The sequence below is a fragment of the Opitutus sp. sgz309028 genome (assembly GCF_059821195.1).
The window spans coordinates 212,652-233,724 of record NZ_JCAMRR010000003.1; the positions used below are offsets into that span (position 1 = coordinate 212,652).

Annotated in this window: 11 protein-coding genes; 4 read left to right on the forward strand and 7 right to left on the reverse strand. The window is 63.2% G+C overall.

Annotation, left to right across the window (positions count from 1 at the left end; genetic code table 11):
- Positions 1-44: 44 nt before the first annotated feature.
- The 3 genes from AC6RV7_RS12820 (at position 45) to AC6RV7_RS12830 (ending at position 5,404) form a co-directional block, all read left to right on the forward strand.
- The gene (locus tag AC6RV7_RS12820; RefSeq protein ID WP_500094391.1) at positions 45-1,610 is read left to right on the forward strand and encodes a carboxylesterase/lipase family protein; all 1,566 of its coding nucleotides are present in this window, start codon (positions 45-47) and stop codon (positions 1,608-1,610) included.
- A gap of 279 nt (positions 1,611-1,889) precedes the next feature.
- Positions 1,890-3,854: a discoidin domain-containing protein gene (locus tag AC6RV7_RS12825; protein WP_500094392.1), complete on the forward strand. Its 1,965-nt coding sequence runs from the start codon at positions 1,890-1,892 to the stop codon at positions 3,852-3,854.
- Positions 3,855-4,105: 251 nt separating this feature from the next.
- The gene (locus AC6RV7_RS12830; protein ID WP_500094393.1) at positions 4,106-5,404 is read left to right on the forward strand and encodes an AraC family transcriptional regulator; all 1,299 of its coding nucleotides are present in this window, start codon (positions 4,106-4,108) and stop codon (positions 5,402-5,404) included.
- Here the strand turns inward: AC6RV7_RS12830 and AC6RV7_RS12835 are convergent.
- From AC6RV7_RS12835 to AC6RV7_RS12855, 5 genes are all read right to left on the reverse strand, one after another.
- The gene (locus AC6RV7_RS12835; RefSeq protein WP_500094394.1) at positions 5,391-7,169 is read right to left on the reverse strand and encodes a DUF5060 domain-containing protein; all 1,779 of its coding nucleotides are present in this window, start codon (positions 7,167-7,169) and stop codon (positions 5,391-5,393) included. The genes AC6RV7_RS12830 and AC6RV7_RS12835 overlap by 14 nt on opposite strands.
- Before the next feature lie 121 nt (positions 7,170-7,290).
- Complete coding sequence (locus AC6RV7_RS12840; RefSeq protein WP_500094395.1) at positions 7,291-8,640, reverse strand: XylR family transcriptional regulator; 1,350 nt, start codon at positions 8,638-8,640, stop codon at positions 7,291-7,293.
- Positions 8,606-10,009 carry an MFS transporter gene (locus tag AC6RV7_RS12845; protein WP_500094396.1) on the reverse strand — a complete coding sequence of 468 codons (1,404 nt, stop codon included), beginning with the start codon at positions 10,007-10,009 and terminating at the stop codon, positions 8,606-8,608. Before AC6RV7_RS12845 ends, AC6RV7_RS12840 begins: the two co-directional genes overlap by 35 nt.
- Positions 10,010-10,198: 189 nt before the next feature.
- Positions 10,199-13,090: a glycoside hydrolase family 2 protein gene (locus tag AC6RV7_RS12850; protein ID WP_500094397.1), complete on the reverse strand. Its 2,892-nt coding sequence runs from the start codon at positions 13,088-13,090 to the stop codon at positions 10,199-10,201.
- An 11-nt stretch (positions 13,091-13,101) separates the two neighbouring features.
- Positions 13,102-14,265: an alpha/beta hydrolase gene (locus AC6RV7_RS12855; RefSeq protein ID WP_500094398.1), complete on the reverse strand. Its 1,164-nt coding sequence runs from the start codon at positions 14,263-14,265 to the stop codon at positions 13,102-13,104.
- Between the two features lie 414 nt (positions 14,266-14,679).
- Between AC6RV7_RS12855 and AC6RV7_RS12860 the strand changes: the two genes are divergently transcribed.
- Positions 14,680-18,414: a TonB-dependent receptor plug domain-containing protein gene (locus tag AC6RV7_RS12860; protein WP_500094399.1), complete on the forward strand. Its 3,735-nt coding sequence runs from the start codon at positions 14,680-14,682 to the stop codon at positions 18,412-18,414.
- Positions 18,415-18,676: 262 nt separating this feature from the next.
- Here the strand turns inward: AC6RV7_RS12860 and AC6RV7_RS12865 are convergent, their stop codons facing one another.
- Both AC6RV7_RS12865 and AC6RV7_RS12870 read right to left on the reverse strand, forming a co-directional pair.
- Entirely contained in the window at positions 18,677-19,786 is a 1,110-nt protein-coding gene (locus AC6RV7_RS12865) for a sulfatase/phosphatase domain-containing protein (protein ID WP_500094400.1), read from the reverse strand.
- A 10-nt stretch (positions 19,787-19,796) separates the two neighbouring features.
- Positions 19,797-20,993 (reverse strand): multiheme c-type cytochrome, encoded by a 1,197-nt coding sequence (locus tag AC6RV7_RS12870; RefSeq protein ID WP_500094401.1) that lies wholly within the window; start codon positions 20,991-20,993, stop codon positions 19,797-19,799.
- Positions 20,994-21,073 lie beyond the last annotated feature (80 nt).

The following is a 21,073-nucleotide window of genomic DNA, read 5'->3' on the forward strand; positions in this document are numbered from 1 at the left end:
TCGCGGCGCCGTTCGACGCCGGTGCCCCGGAATTTTTAAGTTATATGAAACACCTTCTGCTGTTCGTCGTTCTCTTCTTTGCCATGGTGAAACCGGTGGTTCACGCCTCCGATCCCGAAAATGCGCCGGAGGTATTGGTAGCCGAGGGGCGGTTGCAAGGAACACGCACCGACGGGGGAGTCCGAATCTTCAAGGGTGTGCCTTACGCCCGGCCGCCGGTGGGTGAGTTGCGTTGGCGGGAACCGCAGGCACTGGCGCGGTGGACGGGAGTTTATCGAGCGGTGGAGTTTGGCGCTCGCGCGATGCAGCGGTGGATGTGGAGCGACATGATTTTCCGTTCGGGCGCTATGAGCGAGGATTGCCTCTATCTGAACATCTGGGCGCCTCCTTCATCTCCGGACACGCTTGCTCCGGTGTTGGTCTATTTTCACGGCGGTGGATTCGTGGCCGGCGATGGTTCGGAGCCGCGTTACGACGGGACTGCCATGGCGCGAAACGGCATCGTCTGCGTGACGGTGAACTACCGGCTCGGCGTTTTCGGTTTTCTCGCGCATCCGGAACTCAGCCGGGAGTCTCCGCACGGCGCTTCGGGCAATTACGGCCTGCTCGACCAGAATGCGGCACTGCAGTGGGTTCGGCGAAACATCGCCGCGTTCGGTGGCGATCCGGAGCGGGTCACGATCGCGGGACAATCCGCCGGAGCCGCAGCCGTGAGTGCGCACATGGCTTCTCCACTCTCGCGCGGGCTATTTGCCGGCGCCATCGGCCAGAGTGGCGCGATGCTCGGGACACGGTCGGTGCTGCCGCTCGATCGTGCGGAGGCGAACGGCTTGGCGTTGGCCAGGGCACTGCAGTGCGTCGATCTTGCGGCGTTGCGCGCGCTGCCGGCGGAGAAGCTGTTGGCGATCATCGCCGAACCGGGTCTCGGTAATTATCCGCCGACGCTCGACGACTATTTCTTCGTCGTGCGACCGCAGGAGATTTTCGCGACTGGCCGGCAGGCGGACGTGCCGTTACTCGCGGGTTGGACTTCAGCCGAGGTGGGTTACGGGGCGCTGCTGGGCAAAGCCGAGCCGACGCGGCGCAACTTCGAGCGGGCTGTTCGGGAACTCTACGGCGAGCGCGCCGATGAGGTCCTGGCGGTTTACCGCGCCGAGACGGATGAAGACGTGCCCGCGGTGGCGACCGACCTGGCGTCGGATCGCTTTAACGCCTACAACACCTGGAAGTGGATCGACCTGCACAGCAAAAGCGGAGGGTCCCCGGTATTTCGCTACTTGTACTCGCAACCACTGCCGCCGGAGGAAGGCGAGAGCACCCGCCCTTCGCCCGCCAAGCGCGGCGCGCCGCACTCGGCGGACATCGCTTACGCGATGGGAAATCTGTCGTTGTTGCCCGGGCGGAACTGGAGTTCCGACGACGAGAAAACCTCCGTCGCGATGCAGGGCTACTTGGTGAATTTCATCCGGACGGGAAATCCCAACGGAGACGGTTTGCCCGCGTGGCCGTGGATTCAAGCGAGCCTGCCGAAGATCATGGTGTTTGAGGCCGGTGCGCATCTGGCGCCGGAACCGAGCCTGAAGCGCTACGATCTGCTCGACACGCTTTAGGGGTAGCGGGCCGCGTGTATCCGGTTTTGAGTTACTCATGCGCGTCCAGGGGCAAGGCAATCGCGAGCGGGATGCGAATTCTCATGATGGACGTTTCGGAATCTCAATGAACGTCGCGACGAAGGATGGTAACTTGATGCTCTGAAGGTGCCCCTTTGCCCGGGCCTGACTGGTCATCCCCTTTACCCCTGACGACGCTTGCCGACGGGCCGCCTCGATCGGTTCCGGCGAACCGCGAGCGCCTGTTCTTCTGTCCGCCCTGAAACCCACATACCCCACATGAAAATAGGCATCATCCACTGTTGTTCGCTTGTACTGGCCCTCCTGACCGGGGCGCATCTCTCCGCCCAAACCGTTTCGATCAACCTCAATGCCCCGCGCCAGACGGTCGACGGCGTGGGCTTTTGTCACGAAGGCGATCGCCTCAATGGCAACTATTATGTGATCGATACGCGAATCCAGCAGATGCTGGACAATAACATGTCCTTGTTCCGCGACATGTTTCCGAACCGAACCTGGGAGCCCACCAAAGGCACGTTCGGTTACAACGACCAGCGCGTGATCAACAGCTTTCTCCGGCTGAAGACCATGCAGGACCGCGGCATCACGACGATTCTCGGCATCTGGGACGTGCCGAACTGGCTCGTGACCAATCCATCCGCCGGCTCGAACCGCCATATCAACAATCTCGACGACTTTGCTGATTTCATCACCTCGTTCCTTGTACACGGCAAGAATACCTACGGTCTCAGCGTGGATTATGTGGACGTCAACGAAACCAAGACATCCGGGGTAAATATAGCGCTGACGGCGCAGGAATACATCGCGCTCATCCAGAAGTGCCAGACCCGCTTCACGCAGAATGGTCTTACGACCAAAATGAACCTCGGCAGCGTGCTGTTGTGGGACCTAGCGTATAACCAGGAAATCTATAACGCGGTGCACAACCTCAGCGTCGCCGGCCACCCCTCGTGGCACACCTACCGCGGCGGCAGCACCACCGGTCGCGAGCCAATCTCGTATTGGGAACAGTGGGGCGCTTGGCGCCAATCGATTGATCGCAACCTCTGGGGTACCGAGACGGAATACGACGCGTATTACTGGGACAAGCCCGAGTGCTACAACTGGACGGGCGTGGAGGAGATGGCGTGTGTTTATTATCGAAATTACTACGTGGCGCGGATGTCCACGTCCGCCGGCTGGTTCTGGCGCACCGACTACCCGTCGCACAACGTGCACCTCGCCTACATGAACCACTTCGAGCCCGGCGGGCAGATCGTGGAAGCGAGCCAGCCGAGCGGGGACATCATGACCGTGGCCTACAAGCACCAGTCGGCGAACAAATTTGTCCTCCAGGTCCTCAACCAGGCTTCCGGCGCACGCACCGTCACGTTCACTGGAGTGCCCAGCAACCAGCCGCTGACACTCAAGCGGACCAGCGAGGCCGGCGATCGAAGCACCATCGTCGGCACGTATACGCCGAATGGGACGACGCTCACCCTCACGCTTCAGGCCAACAGCTTCAACACGCTCTACGGCGAACTCGGAGCCAGCGCCGATACGGTCTCGCCCAGCGCGCCGACGAATTTTCATTCGACGGGCAAGTCCTCGTCGTCGATCTCGCTGGCGTGGACTGCTGCGACCGACAACATCGGCGTCGCCGGTTACCAAATCTTCAACCCGAGCAACGCGCTGATGGGTTCGGCGACCGGCACGAGCGCCGTTCTCCAGAACCTCACGGCGAACACCTCCTACGCGTTAGTGGTGAAAGCCTACGATGCCGCGGGCAATTTTTCGGGCGCGAGCAACAGCATCACCGTCACGACCGATCCGGCCGGGGGCAGTCCGAACATCGCCTACCAACGTCCGGTCTGGACCACGTCGACGGAAGGCGCCGGTCTGGAAGGCAGCAAGGCGGTCGACGCGAACGGCAACACCCGTTGGGCGAGTGCCTGGGCGAACAACCAGTCGATCGTCGTCGATCTCGGCGCGAACTATAACGTGAACCGTGTGCGGCTGGCCTGGGAGGCGGCGTATGCGCGCGATTACCAGATCCAGTTTTCCACGAACAACAGCACGTGGACGACTGTGCGCGAGTTCTGGGGTAAAAACTCGTCGTCGGCCGACAACCAGACGGGGCTGAGCGGCACCGCCCGCTGGGTGAAAATCTACTGTATCAACCGAGCCACGAACTACGGCTTCTCGCTCTACGAGTTCGAGATCTACGGCACGCCCGTCCAGTAGGTGCACGCAGCAACCGCGCAACCCCGCCCGCCTGCCCGCAGACGGGTGGGGTTGCGATGGGAACGTCGGCGGCGGGGGAGGTGCCGCCGATGGTTCTGCCGGCGATGACTCGTAGCGGGCGCCGATAAAACTCAGTGGGCGCACGCTCCAACACAGTGCGCGACGTGCATCCACTTCGTAGAATCCGCGGCGGATATCAGTGTCTAGCTCTTCGCCCGTTGGGACGGCGAGCCGCTCCCGCTGCGAAAAATATGAACATCAACCTCCTCAATGAAGTTTCCTGCGGTTCCGTCCCGCCGGAGCGTGGTGGCGGCGGACGGCGCAGAGATGGGGAGGGCGTCAGTTTCCGTGCGCGATCCAACCTGAAGCAGGCCGCGAAACGGCCGAGTGTATTGTTGGTTTTCGACTCCTCCTGGGAGGACAGCTGGGCGATTTTGATGGGCGTTGCGCACTATGCCAGGCGGAGGTGGGAGGTGTTTCTCGACCTGCCCGCGGCCGCCCTCAGCCCCGGCCGGTGGGAACACCGACCATCCTGGAGCGGCGTCATCACACGACACGTCACTCCATTCCTTCTCGATCAGTGTCGGCGGTTCGGGCTGCCGGTGGTGGATGTAAGCGATTCTCCGCGTTGCGGAGACGTTCCCAAGATCCGACCGGACAATTTCATGGTTGGCCGGATGGCTGCCGAGCACCTCGTCAGCCTGGGATATCGCAACTTCGCATTCTGCGGGCTCGCCGAGTCCTGGTCTGCCGAACGCGAAGAGGGGTTTCGGGAGACGTTGAAGCGAGCGGGCTTCGACTGCCAAGTACTCGGCGGGGGCTTTCGCGAAACGCGAGATCCAGGCTGGCGCTCCGAACAGGAGATGCTGATTGCAAATCGGCTGGCCAGCCTGCCGGTGCCGATCGGCATCATGGGATGCAACGATCTCAGGGCTCTTCATTTGCTGGCGGCCTCCCGGATAGCGGGGCTTGGCGTCCCCGAAGAGATTGGGGTGGTCGGAGTAAATAACGACCACTTGGGTTGCGCCTTCAGTTCCCCCGCTTTGTCGAGCGTGGCGACCGATCTCCGGCTTGCCGGATTCAAGGCGGCGGAGGTGTTGGATCGAATGATCGCATCGCCCACCCTCGTTGCTGGAGAGGACCTCCGAATCGCGCCGATCGAGGTGGTCGGCAGGCAATCGACCGGCGCGCTTGCGATCCGCGACCGCGTGGTCCGACTGGCGCTTCAAATCATCCGGGAGTCCGCCAGTCAGGGATTATCGGTGGCCGGCGTCGCTGCGAAGGTGGGCGTCGACCGGCACAGTCTGGAGCGGCGGTTTCGTCGATCGATCGGGCGTAGTCCGCATGCCGAGATCAGGCGGATGCAGATTTCCCGGATCAAGCAGCTGTTGATCGAAACGGATCTGCCGCTGAAGTGGATCAGCAGCGAAGTCGGAGTCCCTCACGCGGAATACTTGAACGTGATGTTCCGACGGCTGACCGGGGAGAACCCCGGCGCGTTCAGGCGCCGCCATCGAGCGCTCCGCGCGGGAGCGATCACTGCTCGGTGACGATGATAATCAGTTCGGCGTGGGCCTCGATGACGATGGAATCCAACGCCGTCTCACTCGAACTCAGCGGGCGAAACCGGTTCGTATCCGGGTGATAGATCTGGATTGTGGCGCGGGGTCGTGGAGCAGCGGGAAAGGCGAGGCGGCCGCGTGCCGGAGCGTCGGCGGTGTTGCTCAACAGTACGAAGCGGGTGCGGCCGCAGCCGACCGCGAGCACGTGGTGGAGCGGATCGCCGGTCCAGTGGACCTCGAGCTCCGCGTATTCACCACCGCCGGCGGCGAGCATCTGTTCGTGCAGTGCGCGCACGCGGGCGAGATACGGCGTGGTTTTTCGCTCGTCGAAGTATTCCCACCACCAGCTCATGGGCAAAATGGGCGTGGGTGAAAACAGCCCGAGCCAGAGGCCGCGTTGGAAGTCACGGTCCATCTCGCCGGCGAACTCGTTGAAGTTTTTGGTCCAGTCCCACTCGTAGGCGAATTCGCCGATCACGAGAGGTTTCCCTTCGCTCCGTTCTGAGCGACGAATCGTCTCCGGGATGGAGTCGGTTTGCTTGTAGATGTGACGCTGGTTGAAATCGAGCGATGGAATGCGATTGAGGCCGGCGACGTCGCGATGCGAGATGCTGGTCGAGACAGCCCGGCCGTAAGGGTCGATGCGTTTCAAGAAGTCGCTCATCTCGGCGTGCCAGGCGGCCACGGTTTCGTCGGGGATCGGATCGGGCTTCTGCCCGTACATCGCGTTGTCGACCTCGTTGAAAAGTTCCCACACCGCCAGGTGCGGGCTGTAGCCCCAGCGACCGACGAGGTAGCGCAGCCGGTCCTTGTAGCGGGCTTTTGCTTCGGGATTCGTAAAGAAATCAGCCGGCGTTGCGGCCGGTCCGCCGTTTTTGGCGTTGTAGCTGTTAGCGCCCCAACCGCTTCCCTGCAGCGCGCCGTGATAGTCGAGTGCGAGCATGAAATAGGTGTCGGTCGCCGCCGCGAGTTCTACGAGTTCATCCATGCGCTGGATCGCGGAAGCATTGAACCGGGCTGGATCGTCCGTGTAGCGGCTGGTGTCGCTGACTTTTTGCCATTCGAGCGGCAGGTTCCACGGGCACATCCAAGTCCGAAAGAAGTTGCCTCCGTGAATGCGAAGCATGCCGACGAGATACTCGTAATTGAAACGCTGATTCTCGTGCAGGCTCTTGAAATGGCGGGAATCGTCGACGGAGCGGGATTCCCAGCCGAGATTCTGACCGATACCGCGAAACACGTCGCCACGGTCGAAGCGAAAAGCCCACGCACTGTCGAGGTGGAGGAAGCCCTTCGCTGCGGAAAGGCCGGCCTTGAACTCGATGGGCGCAGAGTCGGCGACCGTATCGTGCTGCCTCAGTACGAAGCGACCTTGATACTGGCCCGCCTCCCGCGGAGTGAAGCGCGCGTGCCAGACGGACGACGCGCCGCTCTCGCCTCGTTCGAAATAGGCCGGCGCAACGATCGACGCACCGCTGGGCGAAGTGAGTTCCAGGTCGAGACGAACGTCCGCGGCGCGATAGGGATCATGCCAATCGGCGGTGAGGATCACGACGAAATCGACGCGATCGTATTGAAACGGTGCCGCCGTGAGGCAAAGGGCCTGTTCGATTTCGCCGCGCAGTGCCGTGGAAAACAGCGTGGCCGTCCAGAGCGAGACAAGGCCCAGGCGGCGGAAGCTGTGTCGAGAGGCTCGCGTCAGGAAGTCAGCGACGCCGCTGCGTCGAAAAAAGGAGGAGAGATCAACGGTCACCACGACCGTCGATCATAGCGCCGGCCGGCGGGCCGGTAAATGAGATCGGCTTTGGTGAAACTGCGAAAGCCGCAGCGCTGACCTTCGTCGCCGATGAACGCAGACGAACGCGCGATCGCTGCTAGAATTCTTCCTTCAGATCGGGTTCGGGCGACGAGGTCAGGCGCGTTTCGGACTGGCGCGGCTGGTGTTCCCGACGAAACATGCCTGGCGTAACTCCGACGTGGCGGCTGAACATGACGTTGACGTACTCGGTGTGGGCGATGCCGACGATGTCGGCGATGTTCTTCAGCGGCATGTCAGTCTCGATGAGCAGTTGCTTGATGCGTGCGATCTGGACCTGGCGGATTTCGGCATGGACGGAGCGACCGAGCAGATGGCGGAACTTGCGCTCGAGCACGTGGCGCGAGAGCCCGACCTGGCGGGCGACATCTTCGGCGGTGATGCCCTGGCAGGCAAACTGACGGATGTAATGAATGGCGGCACACGTGGCGCGATCCTCGATCGCGAGCACGTCGCTCGAATGGCGGACGACCACGCGGATTGGATCGATGCGGATGTCGTCATTTCCGGCCCATATGCCGGCGACCATCATGCGGTCGAGTAGTTCGGCCGCGCGGTAGCCGGCGAGCTGGCGATCCGTGGCTACGCTGGAGAGCGGGGGGTTGCCGAAGGCGCAGCGGAGGTAGTCGTTGTTCGCCCCCAAGATTGCGATATCGTTCGGCACGAGGAATCCCGCTTTGCGGCAGGCGCTGACGACCTGCAGCGCGCGAAGGTCGTTGCAGGCCATGAGTGCGAGCGGTCGCGGGAGCCCCGCCAGCCATTCACGGATGAGCTCCTGTTGTTCCTCGTCCCACTTCGGGTCGACCATGCGGTAGTCGGCCTCCAGGATGTTGCAGCTTCTCCCAGCGAGCCCGAGTGCTTCCATGAAACCGGCGGCGCGCTCGCGGGCCCACGATTCGGTGAGACCGCAGAAAGCGAAGTGCTTGAAGCCGCGTTCGAGAAAATGTTCGGCGCCCATGTGACCGACGGCGTGATTGTCGGGCCGGACTTTCGGCACGTCCTTCACGAGCGGCGCGTCATTGAGATCGATGAGCGGGATGCGCCGGGCGCGGCAGGCTTCGATGAGCGAAGGCGACATGTGGCGCGTGATCACGCCATCCCACTCTGCCGAGCGCACCCACCAGTCCTCCTCGGCCGCCGCCGCCTGGGCATCGATCAACACCTCCCAGTTGCCATGAGCGTAGCGGGAGATGCCCATGAGGATGGCCTTGGCATCGTCCCAGCAGAAGTTGAAAACCAAAAGCACCCGCGGGTGACGCCGCGCCGCGGGGTTCGGAGACTTGGTTGAAGCGACCGAATCGGCGGGACTGGGCGCGAGACCCAGCTCCGCCGGCGAGACGCGCGGGGCGGTGGAGCGACTGCGGGTTTTGTTTTTACGCACCGGGCCGAAGGATTCGTCGAATTTCATGGGGGCTAAGGGGGGCAGTGCTTTTGCGGTCGGCGAGATCCAGGCCGATCTGCCGCTCGACACGGGAGTCGAGGGAATAAAACAGCGCCAGTCCGACGACACCGAGGCTGATGGCGGCGGGAATCGTGCTCATCATATGGCGGATGCCGGCGAGGGAGGATCCGGACTGCGCTGCATTCGCGACGAAACCGACGGCATTGAGCAGGAAGCCGGCGAGGGCGCCGCCGACGGCCCAACCCATTTTCTGCGCGAACGTGGCGGCGGAGAACACGAGGCCGGTGGCGCGGCGGCCGTTCTTCCATTCGCCGTAGTCTGCGGTATCGGCATACATCGACCAGATGAGGGGAAACAAGGCGGCGTTCGGCACCGACTGCACGATGTTGCAGGCATACAGCAGCACGCGATCGGTCGGGCGCAGGAAGTAAAACACGGACATCGAGACCGTGCATGCGAGCGTCAGGATGATGAACGCGGATTTTTTCCCGCCGCACAGGCGCGTGAGCTGCGGCGTCAAAAGTGCGCCGAGGATCGAGAACACCGTGCCCGCGACGAGGAAGGGCGCGGCGGCTTCCTGGTCTCCGACGTAATACTTGAAGTAATACAGCGTGGCGCCATTGCGCACCGAGATATAGACGAGCGTCCCGAGGCCCATGAGGCAGAGCACAATCCAGGGGCGGTTGCGCAGGAGGTCCTGCAGATCGCGGCGAACGGAGGTGGGGGCGGTGAGCGGACGCACCCGCTCCTTCGTGGCCGCGAAGGTGAAGAAAAAGAGGCCGCCGGCGAGGAGCGCGAACACCGTCATCGCGAGCGGGTAGCCCACACGGTCGTTGCCCCGGCCGAGCGTCGCCACCAGGTAAAGGAGAGAACCTTGGACGATGATATTGCCGGCGAACGCACCGATGAAGCGAAACGACGCGAGGGTGGTGCGATCCTCCGAGTGCGGCGAAATCACGCCGAGCAAGGCGCCGTAGGGGACGTTGATCAGCGTATAAACCATCATCACCAGCGTGTAGGTGACGTAGGCGTAGACGAGTTTGCCGGCCGGCGAAAAATCGGGCGTGAGAAAGAGCACAATGCCGGAAACCATGAACGGCACGATGCCCCAAAGGATCCATGGCCGGAATTTGCCGAAACGCGTTTCTGTGCGATCGGCTATGACTCCCATCACCGGATCGATCGCGGCGTCCCAGAAGCGTGAAAGGAGAAACATTGTCCCGACCGCGGCCGGCGCGAGGCCGAAGGTGTCGGTGTAAAAGATCATCAGAAACATCGAGAACGTCTGCCAGTAGAGACAGGACGCGGTATCGCCGACGGCATAGCCAATCTTCTCACTCCAGGTGAGACGGGGTTCAGCTTGAATCGACATCATGAAAGCAGGCGAACGGGGACGCGGAAAGCGGGGACGGACGGGGGTGCGATCCACGGCGGCGGACTTTGCGAGCCGCGCGGAACCGGGTCAAGGTCCACCCCCGCTCGTCCGTCGGGCGCAAACTGAGATCGGTCGAATCTAAACTGAGATTTATGCGCGCAAACCGATCGGATTAAGAAAATGGATACCTCAGTGGCCATCGCAGCGTGCCACGGAAAAAACCCCGGCGACGTTCCACCCGGCCAAGGTCACTTGCATGTCCTCGATCGGCGGCGGCGCGGGCGTTTCGATGACGACCTCTCTTTCCTCCCCTGGGAAAATCGACACGCAGCCGTCGCTCGCGAAGGCCGGTAGAATGCGTTCTCCGGATCGCTTGCGCAGAGTGACGCTGAGCATCACTGCCACGGTGTCGCTCGGGTTGCGCAGGCGAACAGTAAAGAACGTCGCGCCGCCGCGGATTTGTGCGGTCACATTGCCCTCCATCGCAACGCAGGGTAGATGGTTGAGCGCACGATGATCGGCGGCGGTGCGAGCGAGCCAATACAGATTCTCGGAACGGCGAACGTTTCGCGAATCCGTGAGCGTCAGGCGGACGAAATAGATCGGTCGTGCGGCGGCGGCGGTCTCATCGAGACGAAAGGCGGTCGTGGTGACGTTCGCCGGGCTGTCGAACGAGGTTTGTTGCGCGGCGAGGAGTCGATTTTGCAGATCGAGCAGTTCGGCGCGTGCGGTGAGGCCAGGGACGGAGGCGAGCGTGGCGTTGGTGACGACGACCAGGCGATCGTCGAGGTTGAGCTGCACGTGGAGCGGTTCGCAGGCCTTCTGGGCGCCGAAGTAAGCGCCGTTGGTTTCGCCGTCCGAACTGTAGAGCTGCCAGGCGGTACTTGGCCAGGCCGGGTGGCTCATCCACAGCAGCCGACCGCTCGCGGGCGACCACAACCGGGCGTTCAGGCCTTCGAAAATTGCGCGGTGGCCGACGTAGTTCAGCATTTGTGCCTTGCGGCAAAAATCCTCGAGACCGGTGGCGGGACCGAACTGCTCGGCGAGAGCCGCCATGAAGGCGTGCACCTCGCCGTGGTCCTTCTGATGCCAGTCATGGTAGGCCCAGGTGTCGCTGATCGGCCATTGATCCGCTACCGGCATCATCGCGCGAATGGCGTCGGCGGTCGGAGCGCACGGCAGCCCGATCTCGGTGGTGAATCCCCGGCCGTATTCAGAGAAATATTTCACCGGTTCCACGTAGACCCACGGACCGCTTTCGAGCAGGTTGATGTGAGTGGAGCCGGGCTGATAGTGCCGGGTCCCGTCGAGGCTGCGAATCAGCCGGTCGAGTCCCTCGTTGAGCGCCGGAGGCGGCACGCCCTCGTTGCGGCCGCACCAGAGCACGAGGGAGGGGTGATGGCGAAAGCGGCGGATGACGTCGGCGGCGTTGTCGAGCCAGAGATCAAGATCGCCCGGCTGGAGATTTGCGTCCTGCGTCGTGGCCCAGAAATCGTTCCAGACCATCAGGCCATATTCGTCGCAGAGTTCGAAGAACGCCTCGCTGGTGCTCTGGCCGCACCAATTGCGGAGGAGGGTGAGGTGCGCGTCACGTTCGAGTCGGATGAACGGCTCGAGGCGCTCCCGGCTGCAGCGTTTCAGGGCCTCGTCGAGGCCCCAGTTCCCGCCTTTGGCGACGATGGGCACGCCGTTGATCTTGAGGACGAGAAACGGCGCGGCGCGTGACTCGGGTGCCGGCCGGAGCCCCGGCGAGGCCGCACCCGCCGCGGTGAGGCTGGGCACCCAGCCGGCCGGCGTTTGCCGCAGGCCTTCGTGGCGCACGTCGAGCACGGCGACGCCGCCCGCCGCAGCGGGGAGATAATCGAGACGCTGCAACTCACCGTGTGCGTCCAGCGCGGTGAGCTCGTAACTAAGCTCCCGGATGCCGAAGCGGAGCGATTTCACATCACTCACCGCTTCGGATGCATCGAATGCCCTAAGCATGAGCTGGTAGAGTTCCGGGTCTCCGTATCCATTGGGCCACCATAACCGCGGGTTGGCGACCCGAAGCGCGGCGAACTCCCCTGGAGTGAACCGCACCTCGACGGTGGTGCCGGACCCGAGCACGACCGTCTGACGGAAATGGACGTTTTCGAATTGCCCGGCGATTACGACCGTTTGGGGCTGACGGGTGCGATTCGTCGCGAGGACGGAGACGGTGACTTCGGCGAGGCGGCGATCGGGGTGTGGCAGCGCGCTGACGATGTGGACGTCTCTGAGCGTCACGGGTCCGTTCAGCCGAAGCTCCACGTCCTGCCAGATTCCGGTGCAGCGGTCGCGGATTCCGGGCAGCCAGTCCCAGCCCTCCGTGCAGAAGAACGTCGGGCCGTCGAAGCACATGGCGCCGCCGTTGGGCCCGGCTCCGGCGAGCAAAGATTCCTCGTGAGGAATTCCCGGGTGTGGCACCGGTGAAACGCGCACCAGGAGCGCGGCGCGTTCACCGGGTTGGAGAAGTTCCGCGAGGTCGAAAATCCCGCGGCGAAACGCGCCACGAATCGCACCGAGGCGGGTGCCGTTGAGCCAAACGTCCGCGGCGTAGTTAATGCCGTGAAAAATCAACGCCGGGGTGCGGGCATCGTCGGTGGTCGGAAGGGTGAACTCGACCCGATACCAGTAATCCTGCCGGTTCAGCGATTCGGGGATCGCGAGGTTGTTGAGCCCGTAAGTAGGTTCTGGATACACGCCCTGGTCGACGAGCGTCGTCAGGACAGTGCCGGGGACGGTCGCGTCGAACCAGGTCTCGTCGTCAAATCCAGGGGTCGATAATTCGTGGGCGGTCGCGGCCACGGCAGTCATTCCCTGGAGCTTCCATCCGCCGCGGAGCGTCCAGCCGCCGTCGCGCGTGGGAACCAGCTCGGCGCGTGACGGCCCGGTGCGACGCTGCGGAGCTTCGGGCGGGACGGTCGATCGGGGAAGCGTCGACGGGTCCTGGTGTGGATCGCCGGTGCGGCCGGGGCGTTGTTGGAGCGGCCACTGGGGCCATGCTGTCGACGGCGAGCGTTCGGGAAGATCGGTCGCCCGTGAAGAGGTGGCTCCGTGCATGGAAGACTTCCTCACTCGGCTGCCGGGCGAAACAGCACGGGCAAAAGTGCGTGCAGTTGATCGCGCCACACCGACCACTCGTGGCCGCCGGGGGAGGGATGAAACTCGGCGCGAACGCCGAGAGCATGCAGTTGGTCGACCAGGTCGAGGTGCCCGGCGTAGCGGGTGTCGTCGGCGCCACAACCGACCCACAGCAAACGGAGAGCGGCATTGACGCGGGGGGCGTCGCGCAGAGCGGGCGAGATTTCGGTGAGGTGCAGATCGCGATCCGCGAGCAGTCCGGAGCTGAACTGGGCAATCCACGCGAATGAATCGAGCTGTCGCAGTCCGATCACGAAGGCCTGGCCACCGCCCATCGACAAACCGGCGAGCGCGCGATGTTCGCGGTCTGCGAACACGCGGTAGCGGCGATCTACAAGCGGAACGACGTCCTCCATCAGTTCGCGCTCCAGCAAGCGCATGCCCTCGTCGCTGCTGGCGTGGGCCCACGTGCCGTCGGTCATGCCGTCGGTCATCACGATGATCATCGGCTCCGCAGCACCGGTCGCGAGAAGGTTGTCGAGGATAACGCCGGCGCGGCCATCGTGGAGCCAGTTGTGATCGTCGTCGCCCCCGCCATGGCGCAAATAGAGTACGGGAAACCGGCGCGACGGTTCGAGCTCATACGCCGCGGGGACGTGAATGTGCATCGTCTTGGAGCGATGCAGGGAGGAGGATTGGTAGCGTAGCACATGCGTCACGCCGTGCGCGACCTCCTGTACGGCGTCGAACCTCGGTGGCTTCGCCGGCACTTCGACGATGCTGCCGTAAACGACGGTGCCAGTTTTCACGTGAGGATTGAGGGGATCGACGACACTCAGACTGTCGATGCGGAACGTGTAGGTATGGAGCCCGGGGGCCACCGGCCCGAGGGTGCCGCTCCACCAGCCGTCGTCGGCGCGGGCGAGCGGCAGGTGCTCGACGTGCCATTCGCCGAGATCGACGACGACCGCGTGGGCGCCAGGGGCGTGGAGGACGAAAGTCACCCGGCCATCGGGGTGAACCACCGGCGAGCGCGGCCCCGGTTTCTCCTTGAATCCAAGGGTGCTGAAGGTGTTCTCGAGATCGCCAGCAGCGGCGGTGACGGCGACCAGCGGAAGGAGCGAAAAAAGGATGCGGGGCAGGCGAAGCGTCATGACGGCACGGGCGCGACGCACAGAGAGGCGCGCGCTGTAGTTGAATTCAGGATGCGCGGCCGCGGCGCTGTCGACTGCGGGGAATTGTGAAATCGTTATGCGCGGCCTGAGTTTTTCCCGGTGCGAAACCCGGGCCGGAGCGCCGTCGATCCCCGCGGCCCTTGCGGGGGCGGTGTGGAAATTCGCAGCTTATCGCGGACCCTTCTCATTCCCGCGCGAGCAATCCATCGCTACATTGGGCGCTTCCGTCGCGGACTCGGGTTCACGGCGTTACAACGTTGTCGGCCGCGGCCTGTGCGCGCGTCGCCAACCTTTTATCGCCGTCCCTGACGGTGGCCGGAAGATAACATTAACCAAACTATGAAGCCTACCCCTAACTGTCATTGTTCCCGGCATCGAGCGCTCCTGGCGTCGGTGCTCGTTGCATTCCTTGTCCCGCCGACCGTAGCCCAAGTGGCGCCGGCCTCCTCGACCGCGACTGCGGAGGAAAAGGAGGACGTGGTGCTGCTTTCCCCCTTCGAAGTTCGCTCCGATAGCGACGAAGGCTACATGGCCACGTCGTCGCTCGCCGGCAGCCGGCTCAACACGAGCCTCAAGGACATCTCGTCGGCGATCTCGGTAATCACGCCTCAATTCTTGCAGGACACCGGTGCGACGAAAGTTCAGGACCTGCTGGTCTTCACCACCAACACCGAAGTCGCCGGCATCGAGGGCAATTTCTTCGGCTCGTCCGCGACGGACGTCGCTTATGCGACCAACCAGGCCCTCCGGCCGCAGAATCAGACGCGGGTGCGCGGCCTCAACAACGCGGACCTCACGCGGGACTTCTGGGTGACGGAGATCCCGATGGATTCCTACAACATCAACAGCGTGGAAATCCAGCGCGGGCCGAACTCCATTCTGTATGGCTTGGGCAGCCCGGCGGGTATCATCAATTACACGCTGAAAACCGCGAATACGTCGAAGAACGCCTATTCGGTGGACGCGCGTGTCACCAGCTACGGTGGCGTTCGCGGCGCGGCGGACCTCAACCAGGTGATCGTGCCGGGCAAGCTGGCGATCCGGATCAACGGCCTCGACGAAAATCAGAAGTTTCGCCAGGAGGGCAAATACGAGGACAACCGCCGGCTGACGCTCTCGCCCCGCTGGACGCCGGAGCTGGCCGATTCGGTCTATACACAATTTACATTGAACTATGAGACCGGCCGGCGCCGCGCCAATCCGCCGACGCTCACGCCGCCGGTAGATTTCATCAGCAACTGGTATAAATACATGAACAAGTATTATGCGGCGGACGAGTTCGTCGCGGTGCCGGCGGAGCTGAGCAACTACTTCACCGGCTTCAACGGCGCGGGGAATGGCAACTGGTATGACGAACTGGGTCTCGTGTTCAGCGACCCGAATTCCTCGGCCGTCGGCGGCCCCGGCATCGCCAACGCGATCCGGCAGCGCGGCGGCAATCCGTTCGGCACCTTTCACGGCATCGCCAATTTCACGGAGAACTCAACGAATCCGACGCACGTGCTCGCGCAGAAGTCGACCTTCACGAACAATCCGGAGGCAACGGCGATCATCAACGCCATGGAGAAGGCGTCCGGTCGCACCTTCAGCGGCTTCACCGGCTGGCAGGGCGCCCAGATTCTCGACCCGAGCACCTTCGACTACTGGAATCAGGACGTCGCCGGCCCCAACAACACGATCTGGTCCGACTTCAAGGCGCTCAATTTCAGTGCCGTTCAAACCTACCTCGACGGCCGCGCCGGCGTGGAGTTCGTCTATGACAAGCAGGAGTTCAAGGACGGCTACAACCGTTACGTGAACGATCCGCTGCGGATCGGCATCGACATTAATCGCTTCGTGCGCGCGGAGCGCGACCTGCCCTACGATGCGACGGGCGCCTTGCACCCCGCGGCGGAGAACCCGAATTTCGGTCGGCCCTATCTCGCGACGGGCACTGCCGCCCGCAAGAATCAGGAGATGCGCGAGAACATGCGCGGCACGCTCTTCTACAAGCTGAATCTGGAAACGATGCTGGAGCGGAAAAACCTGCTGACGACGATTGTCGGCGAGCAGACCTTCACCGGCCTTGCGTCGCGCCAGCGCTACCATCACTACAATGCCGACTGGCAGCTCTACGGCATCGGCGAAGGTTTCGGCCCTTATTCAGGGCAGGACTTCATCGGCCTGCACTACCTTGGCAGCGCGGTGAATCCCGCCACGGCCGGCTCTGCCGCAGGCCTCGGCATCACCGGCTTGAATGCCGTGCAACAGCCGCCCGGCTCGATCACCGCGCAGGTGCTCGATGAGCGCACCCCGCGCAGCATCGGCCAGTTTGCCACGATCACGGCCGACACGTTTAACGCCTCGACCAACCTGAAAAAACTCTACACCGGCGGCAGCGATTACAAGACGCTCACGAACACACAGGCGTTCATCTGGCAGTCGCGCTTTCTGAACGACACCGTCGTCGGTCTGTTCGGCCTCCGCAAGGACATGTTCGACAAGCGGGTGAAGGGGCGCCTCCCGACCCAGGCGCCGGACGCACGTAACAACCCTGGCGCAGTCGAGGGTCGCGTCGATCCGACCAGCCCGCAGTGGAACTATGATCCGGCCAACGATCTCTCGACCGGCGGCACGACCCGCTCCTACGGCGTGATGCTGCACTCGCCGCAGTTCCTCAATCGCCGGCTGCCATGGGGCACAACGATCAGCCTCGGTTACAACGAAGCCTCCAACATGAATCCGTCCGACGTGGGCTTTGACGTTTTCCGCCAGCAGATCCCCGCGCAGTCGGGCGAGTCGAAGGATTACACGGTGTTGATCAACACGCTGAACAATCGGCTGAGTTTTCGAGCGACCTGGTACAAGACGAGTCAGCATTATGCATCGGGTCCCGGGCCGTCGATTGGTAGCATCGGCGAGTCGCTGAATCGCACCTTGAACGGTCTGATGGTGGAGGCCTCCTACACGGGCAACACGCGGATCAGCACGCTGCCGGAATCGATCGTCAACCGCTGGTTCTTTGGCGGCACGGGCGAGAGCGCGAATTTCGTGCCGGGCTCGTGGGAAAACGGCACGGCGGAGTCGAAGGCGGCAATGCTGAACGATCCGCTGCGGGTTCGCGCCGCCGCTGCTACGTGGGGTGATCCGACGACTCACTTGAATCCCAACGGCTCCGTCGTCAGCCAGCCGACGATCAGTCCCGAGGAAATCCTCTACCGCAAGGCCTGGTATGAAGCGCGCACCGACGCGCAATGGCAGCGGCCCTTCGGCGATCTCGGACAGCAGCTCTTCACGGCGCTGCAATTGCGCCGCGTGCCCAACGGGCCCGCGGGCAGCGGCTTCACCTGGGCCTACACCAGCGTGCCGGCGTTCAAGAACACCACGGATATCGAGACCAAGGGTGTCGAGCTGGAGCTGACGGCCAACATCACGAGCAACTGGCGTGTTTCGGCCAACGCGTCGCGCGCGGAGGCGGTCAACACAAACGTAATGGGCGAGAGCATGACGACCTATTACGAGGCGATGAAAGTCGTCGCGAAGGACGGCTTCACGTTTAACGATGTCAAAAGTGGCGGCACGAACTGGGAAAACGGTTCCGACTACTGGCACCGCACCGGCTTCGCGCAAATCGACGAGTGGGGCGACGAGGGCGCGAGCAACAACCACCAGATGTTTGGTGAGAAGTGGGTGGTGGCGAACGGCGGATTCGGTGTCGAGGAGGCCTATATCAATGCGAAGGCCGCTGAGGACCGCGCCATTCGCGAGCTGCGCAAATGGCGCTTCAACGTCGTCACCACTTATGACTTCAAGCACGGCGTGCTGAAGGGCCTCGGTGTCGGCGGCGCGGTGCGCTACCAGGGCAGGACCAACCTCGGCTTCTATCCCAAGTTCGATGCTAATGCGGGTGTATGGGTATCCGATCTGGACAAGGCGATCCCCGGCCCCTCCGAGGTGAACTATGACGCGTGGATCTATTATCGCTACAAGCTCAACAGCAAGGTCGACATGTCGGTGCAGCTCAATCTGCGGAATCTTTTCGCGGGCAAGGAGCTGATTCCGATCAGCTCGAACCCGGATGGCACGGTCGGCCAGTATCGGCTTGGCGCCACCACGAGTTGGGAGTTGAGCACGCGCTTCGACTTCTAGTCACTCGCGCCCGAGAGGCGCTTGAACACAACGCGGGGCACTTCGAAAGAGGTGCCCTTTTTTCTTTGGTCGATGGTCTCCGTTTGGCTTCGAGAGATCTTACCCGCTCCAATCAAGTCCTGTCATACTGGAATCTGGATTCGCGGAGGACCGGCACGGAGGAAGCAGGAAGTTACAAGGTCGGGAGAGTGTTTCATGCGAAGGAACATCGAGAGCGACGAACCGGATTCAGGCCGTGGAAACGGTTCGGTTGTGGAGAAAGCTACCTTTTGAAAGGAGCAGGCAAACGTCCCATCGGGCTGGATCGCCTCGCGATCGCTAAACACCCCGCCGCGGTCGTCGGACCACCTTCCAAAGCATGAATGCGGATGAGGAAGCGAGCCCTGCGGGGCGCATTTCGCTCAGGGCCTTCCGGGTGGGCGCGCGCTTTCCGGGGGCCGACGATATTGTTCGTCAGGGTGTGAGATCGACAGCTTAGCGGCGCTCGCCTTCGGGATTGCGCAGCGTCGCGGGACCGCCCCCCGAACCAGCTTGCGGGGATCGCGTCATCTTCCGGCACGCGAAGTTCGCGGCGAAGCCGGGCCAGCTCGTTCTCCAACTCGGCGCGCACGGCGCGATAGGATGGTTCCTCGGCCACGTTCTTCATTTCGTGCGGATCGGCCTGCCGGTCGAATAATTCGCAGTCCTGGACGTCGGTCCCGAAGAAGCGAACCAACTTGTAGCGATCGGTGGCCACGCCGTAATGCGGGCGCACGGCGTGAAACGCGGGGTATTCGAAATACTGGTAGTAGAAACTCGTCCGCCACTCCGCGGGGGTCTCGCCGCGAAGCAGGGATTGCAGGCACCGGCCCTGCATCGCCGCGGGAACGGAAACCCCGGCGGCGGCGAGCAGCGTCCGCGCGACGTCGAGCGTGGAGACGATGCGATTGCTGACGGAGCCGGCGGGGACGACTCCGGGCCAGCGCACCAGGAATGGGGTGCGCAGCGACTCCTCGAAGATCCAGCGCTTGTCGAACCAACCGTGCTCGCCGAGGAAGAAGCCGTGATCGGAGGCGTAGATCACGATCGTATTCTCGCTTAAGCCCGCCTCGTCGAGATAGGCGAGGAGGCGGCCGACGCTTTCGCCGACGGCGCAAACGCAGCCGAGATAGTCGTGGAGATAGCGTTGATATTTCCAGCGCACGAGCGCATCGAAGCGCATGCCCTCGCGCGCGAGGCGATCGATCTGCGGAGTCTCGATCAAGTGGCGCGAATCGCCATAGGCGCTGATCGCCTGGTAGGCATGATCGTCGGAAAAAATGAAGACGATGTTCGGTGCGCGTGGCGTGGCGGCGTGCCTCCGCCGGCGGCGATCAGTGCGAGGAGGAGACAACGGAGGCGTTTCATGGAAGCGAGGAAGGGGTGTCGGAGGTGGAGCGGGGAGGCAGGCCGATGCGGTGGCTTCGCACCTGGGGCTGGACGCGTCGACCGCCGACGCGCATCACGATTTTTTCGGTGGTCTCGAGCGGCATATGGCAATCGATGCACCCGGAGGCGAGCGCGGGGCCGCGTCGCGAGAGTTCTCCGCACGCCTCCGCTTGGTGGCAGGCGAGGCAGTTCGCGGAGAAGGTCTCGGCGGCGCGGCGCGTTTGATGAACGTCATGACACGTCGAACAGGTCAGCGTCGTGCTCGCTTGATAACAACGACTGAGCAGGAGCGACTGCACCTGGCTCCCATGTGGGTCAGGCGGCGCGTCGGGGGAGGCAGATGCGACGACAAGATGCCGGCTTAATGCGTCGCCGGCGACGAACGATAGCGGTGGCGATTTCCGCGTGCCGACGCCGGCGTGGCACAGCGCGCAAAGGTCCATCTGGCGCTCCCGGTTCAGCTTCGCGGGGTTGACGATCGCAGGATCCGACGGCACGGGACTGCGGCTCGCCGCGGCGGCGCGAAAACGTGCGACGTGTTCGCTGGCGGGACCGTGGCACTTCTGGCAGGCGATGCCGGCAATCACGCTGTCGCGGGCGAAGCGGTTGCGCGGTGGGGCGAGCGATGTGAAGGAGGTCGCGTGACATTCCAGGCAGCGATCGGAGACGCCGCGATCGAAGTTGGCGGTGCCATCGGGATAGCCGGGACTGTTCATCCATTCGCCGGTTTCCGTCCACGTGGAGACCGGCAGCTCGAAAAGGTGATCGTCGTTCCAATACAGGTAGGTCTGGCCCTTGCGGCCGGAGCCGACGACCAGATCGATTCGCTCGGTGCGCCGAAGGGTGGTTGTCGGTGTGGCGACGAGCGCGGTTTCGAAGAAGTCGCCATCCCGAGCCTCCATGACAAATGAAACGTCCGGGTTGGCCGTCGCGAACGTGTTCGCCCCGGCTTCGAAATGACCTTTGATCGAGGCGGGAGAGGGCAGGCTCGAGGTCAATGCGTGCGCAGAGGCGCGGTGGCCGCGGGCGTGATCCGCGTGGCATTCCGCACACGAGGTCTCGTCCGCCATCACGGTGCGGCCGGCGGCGAGTGTTGAACCCCGCTCGTCGCGGCCGCAGCCCGCGAGCAATGCAAAGACAAGCCCCAATGTCGCGCCGCGCGCCCGGATCATGGCGAAGGAATGAGGGTGGTCCAAAGCAAGCCCGCAGCTTAGCCTCCCGGCGGTGTGGACGATGAGGAGAACCGCGCGGA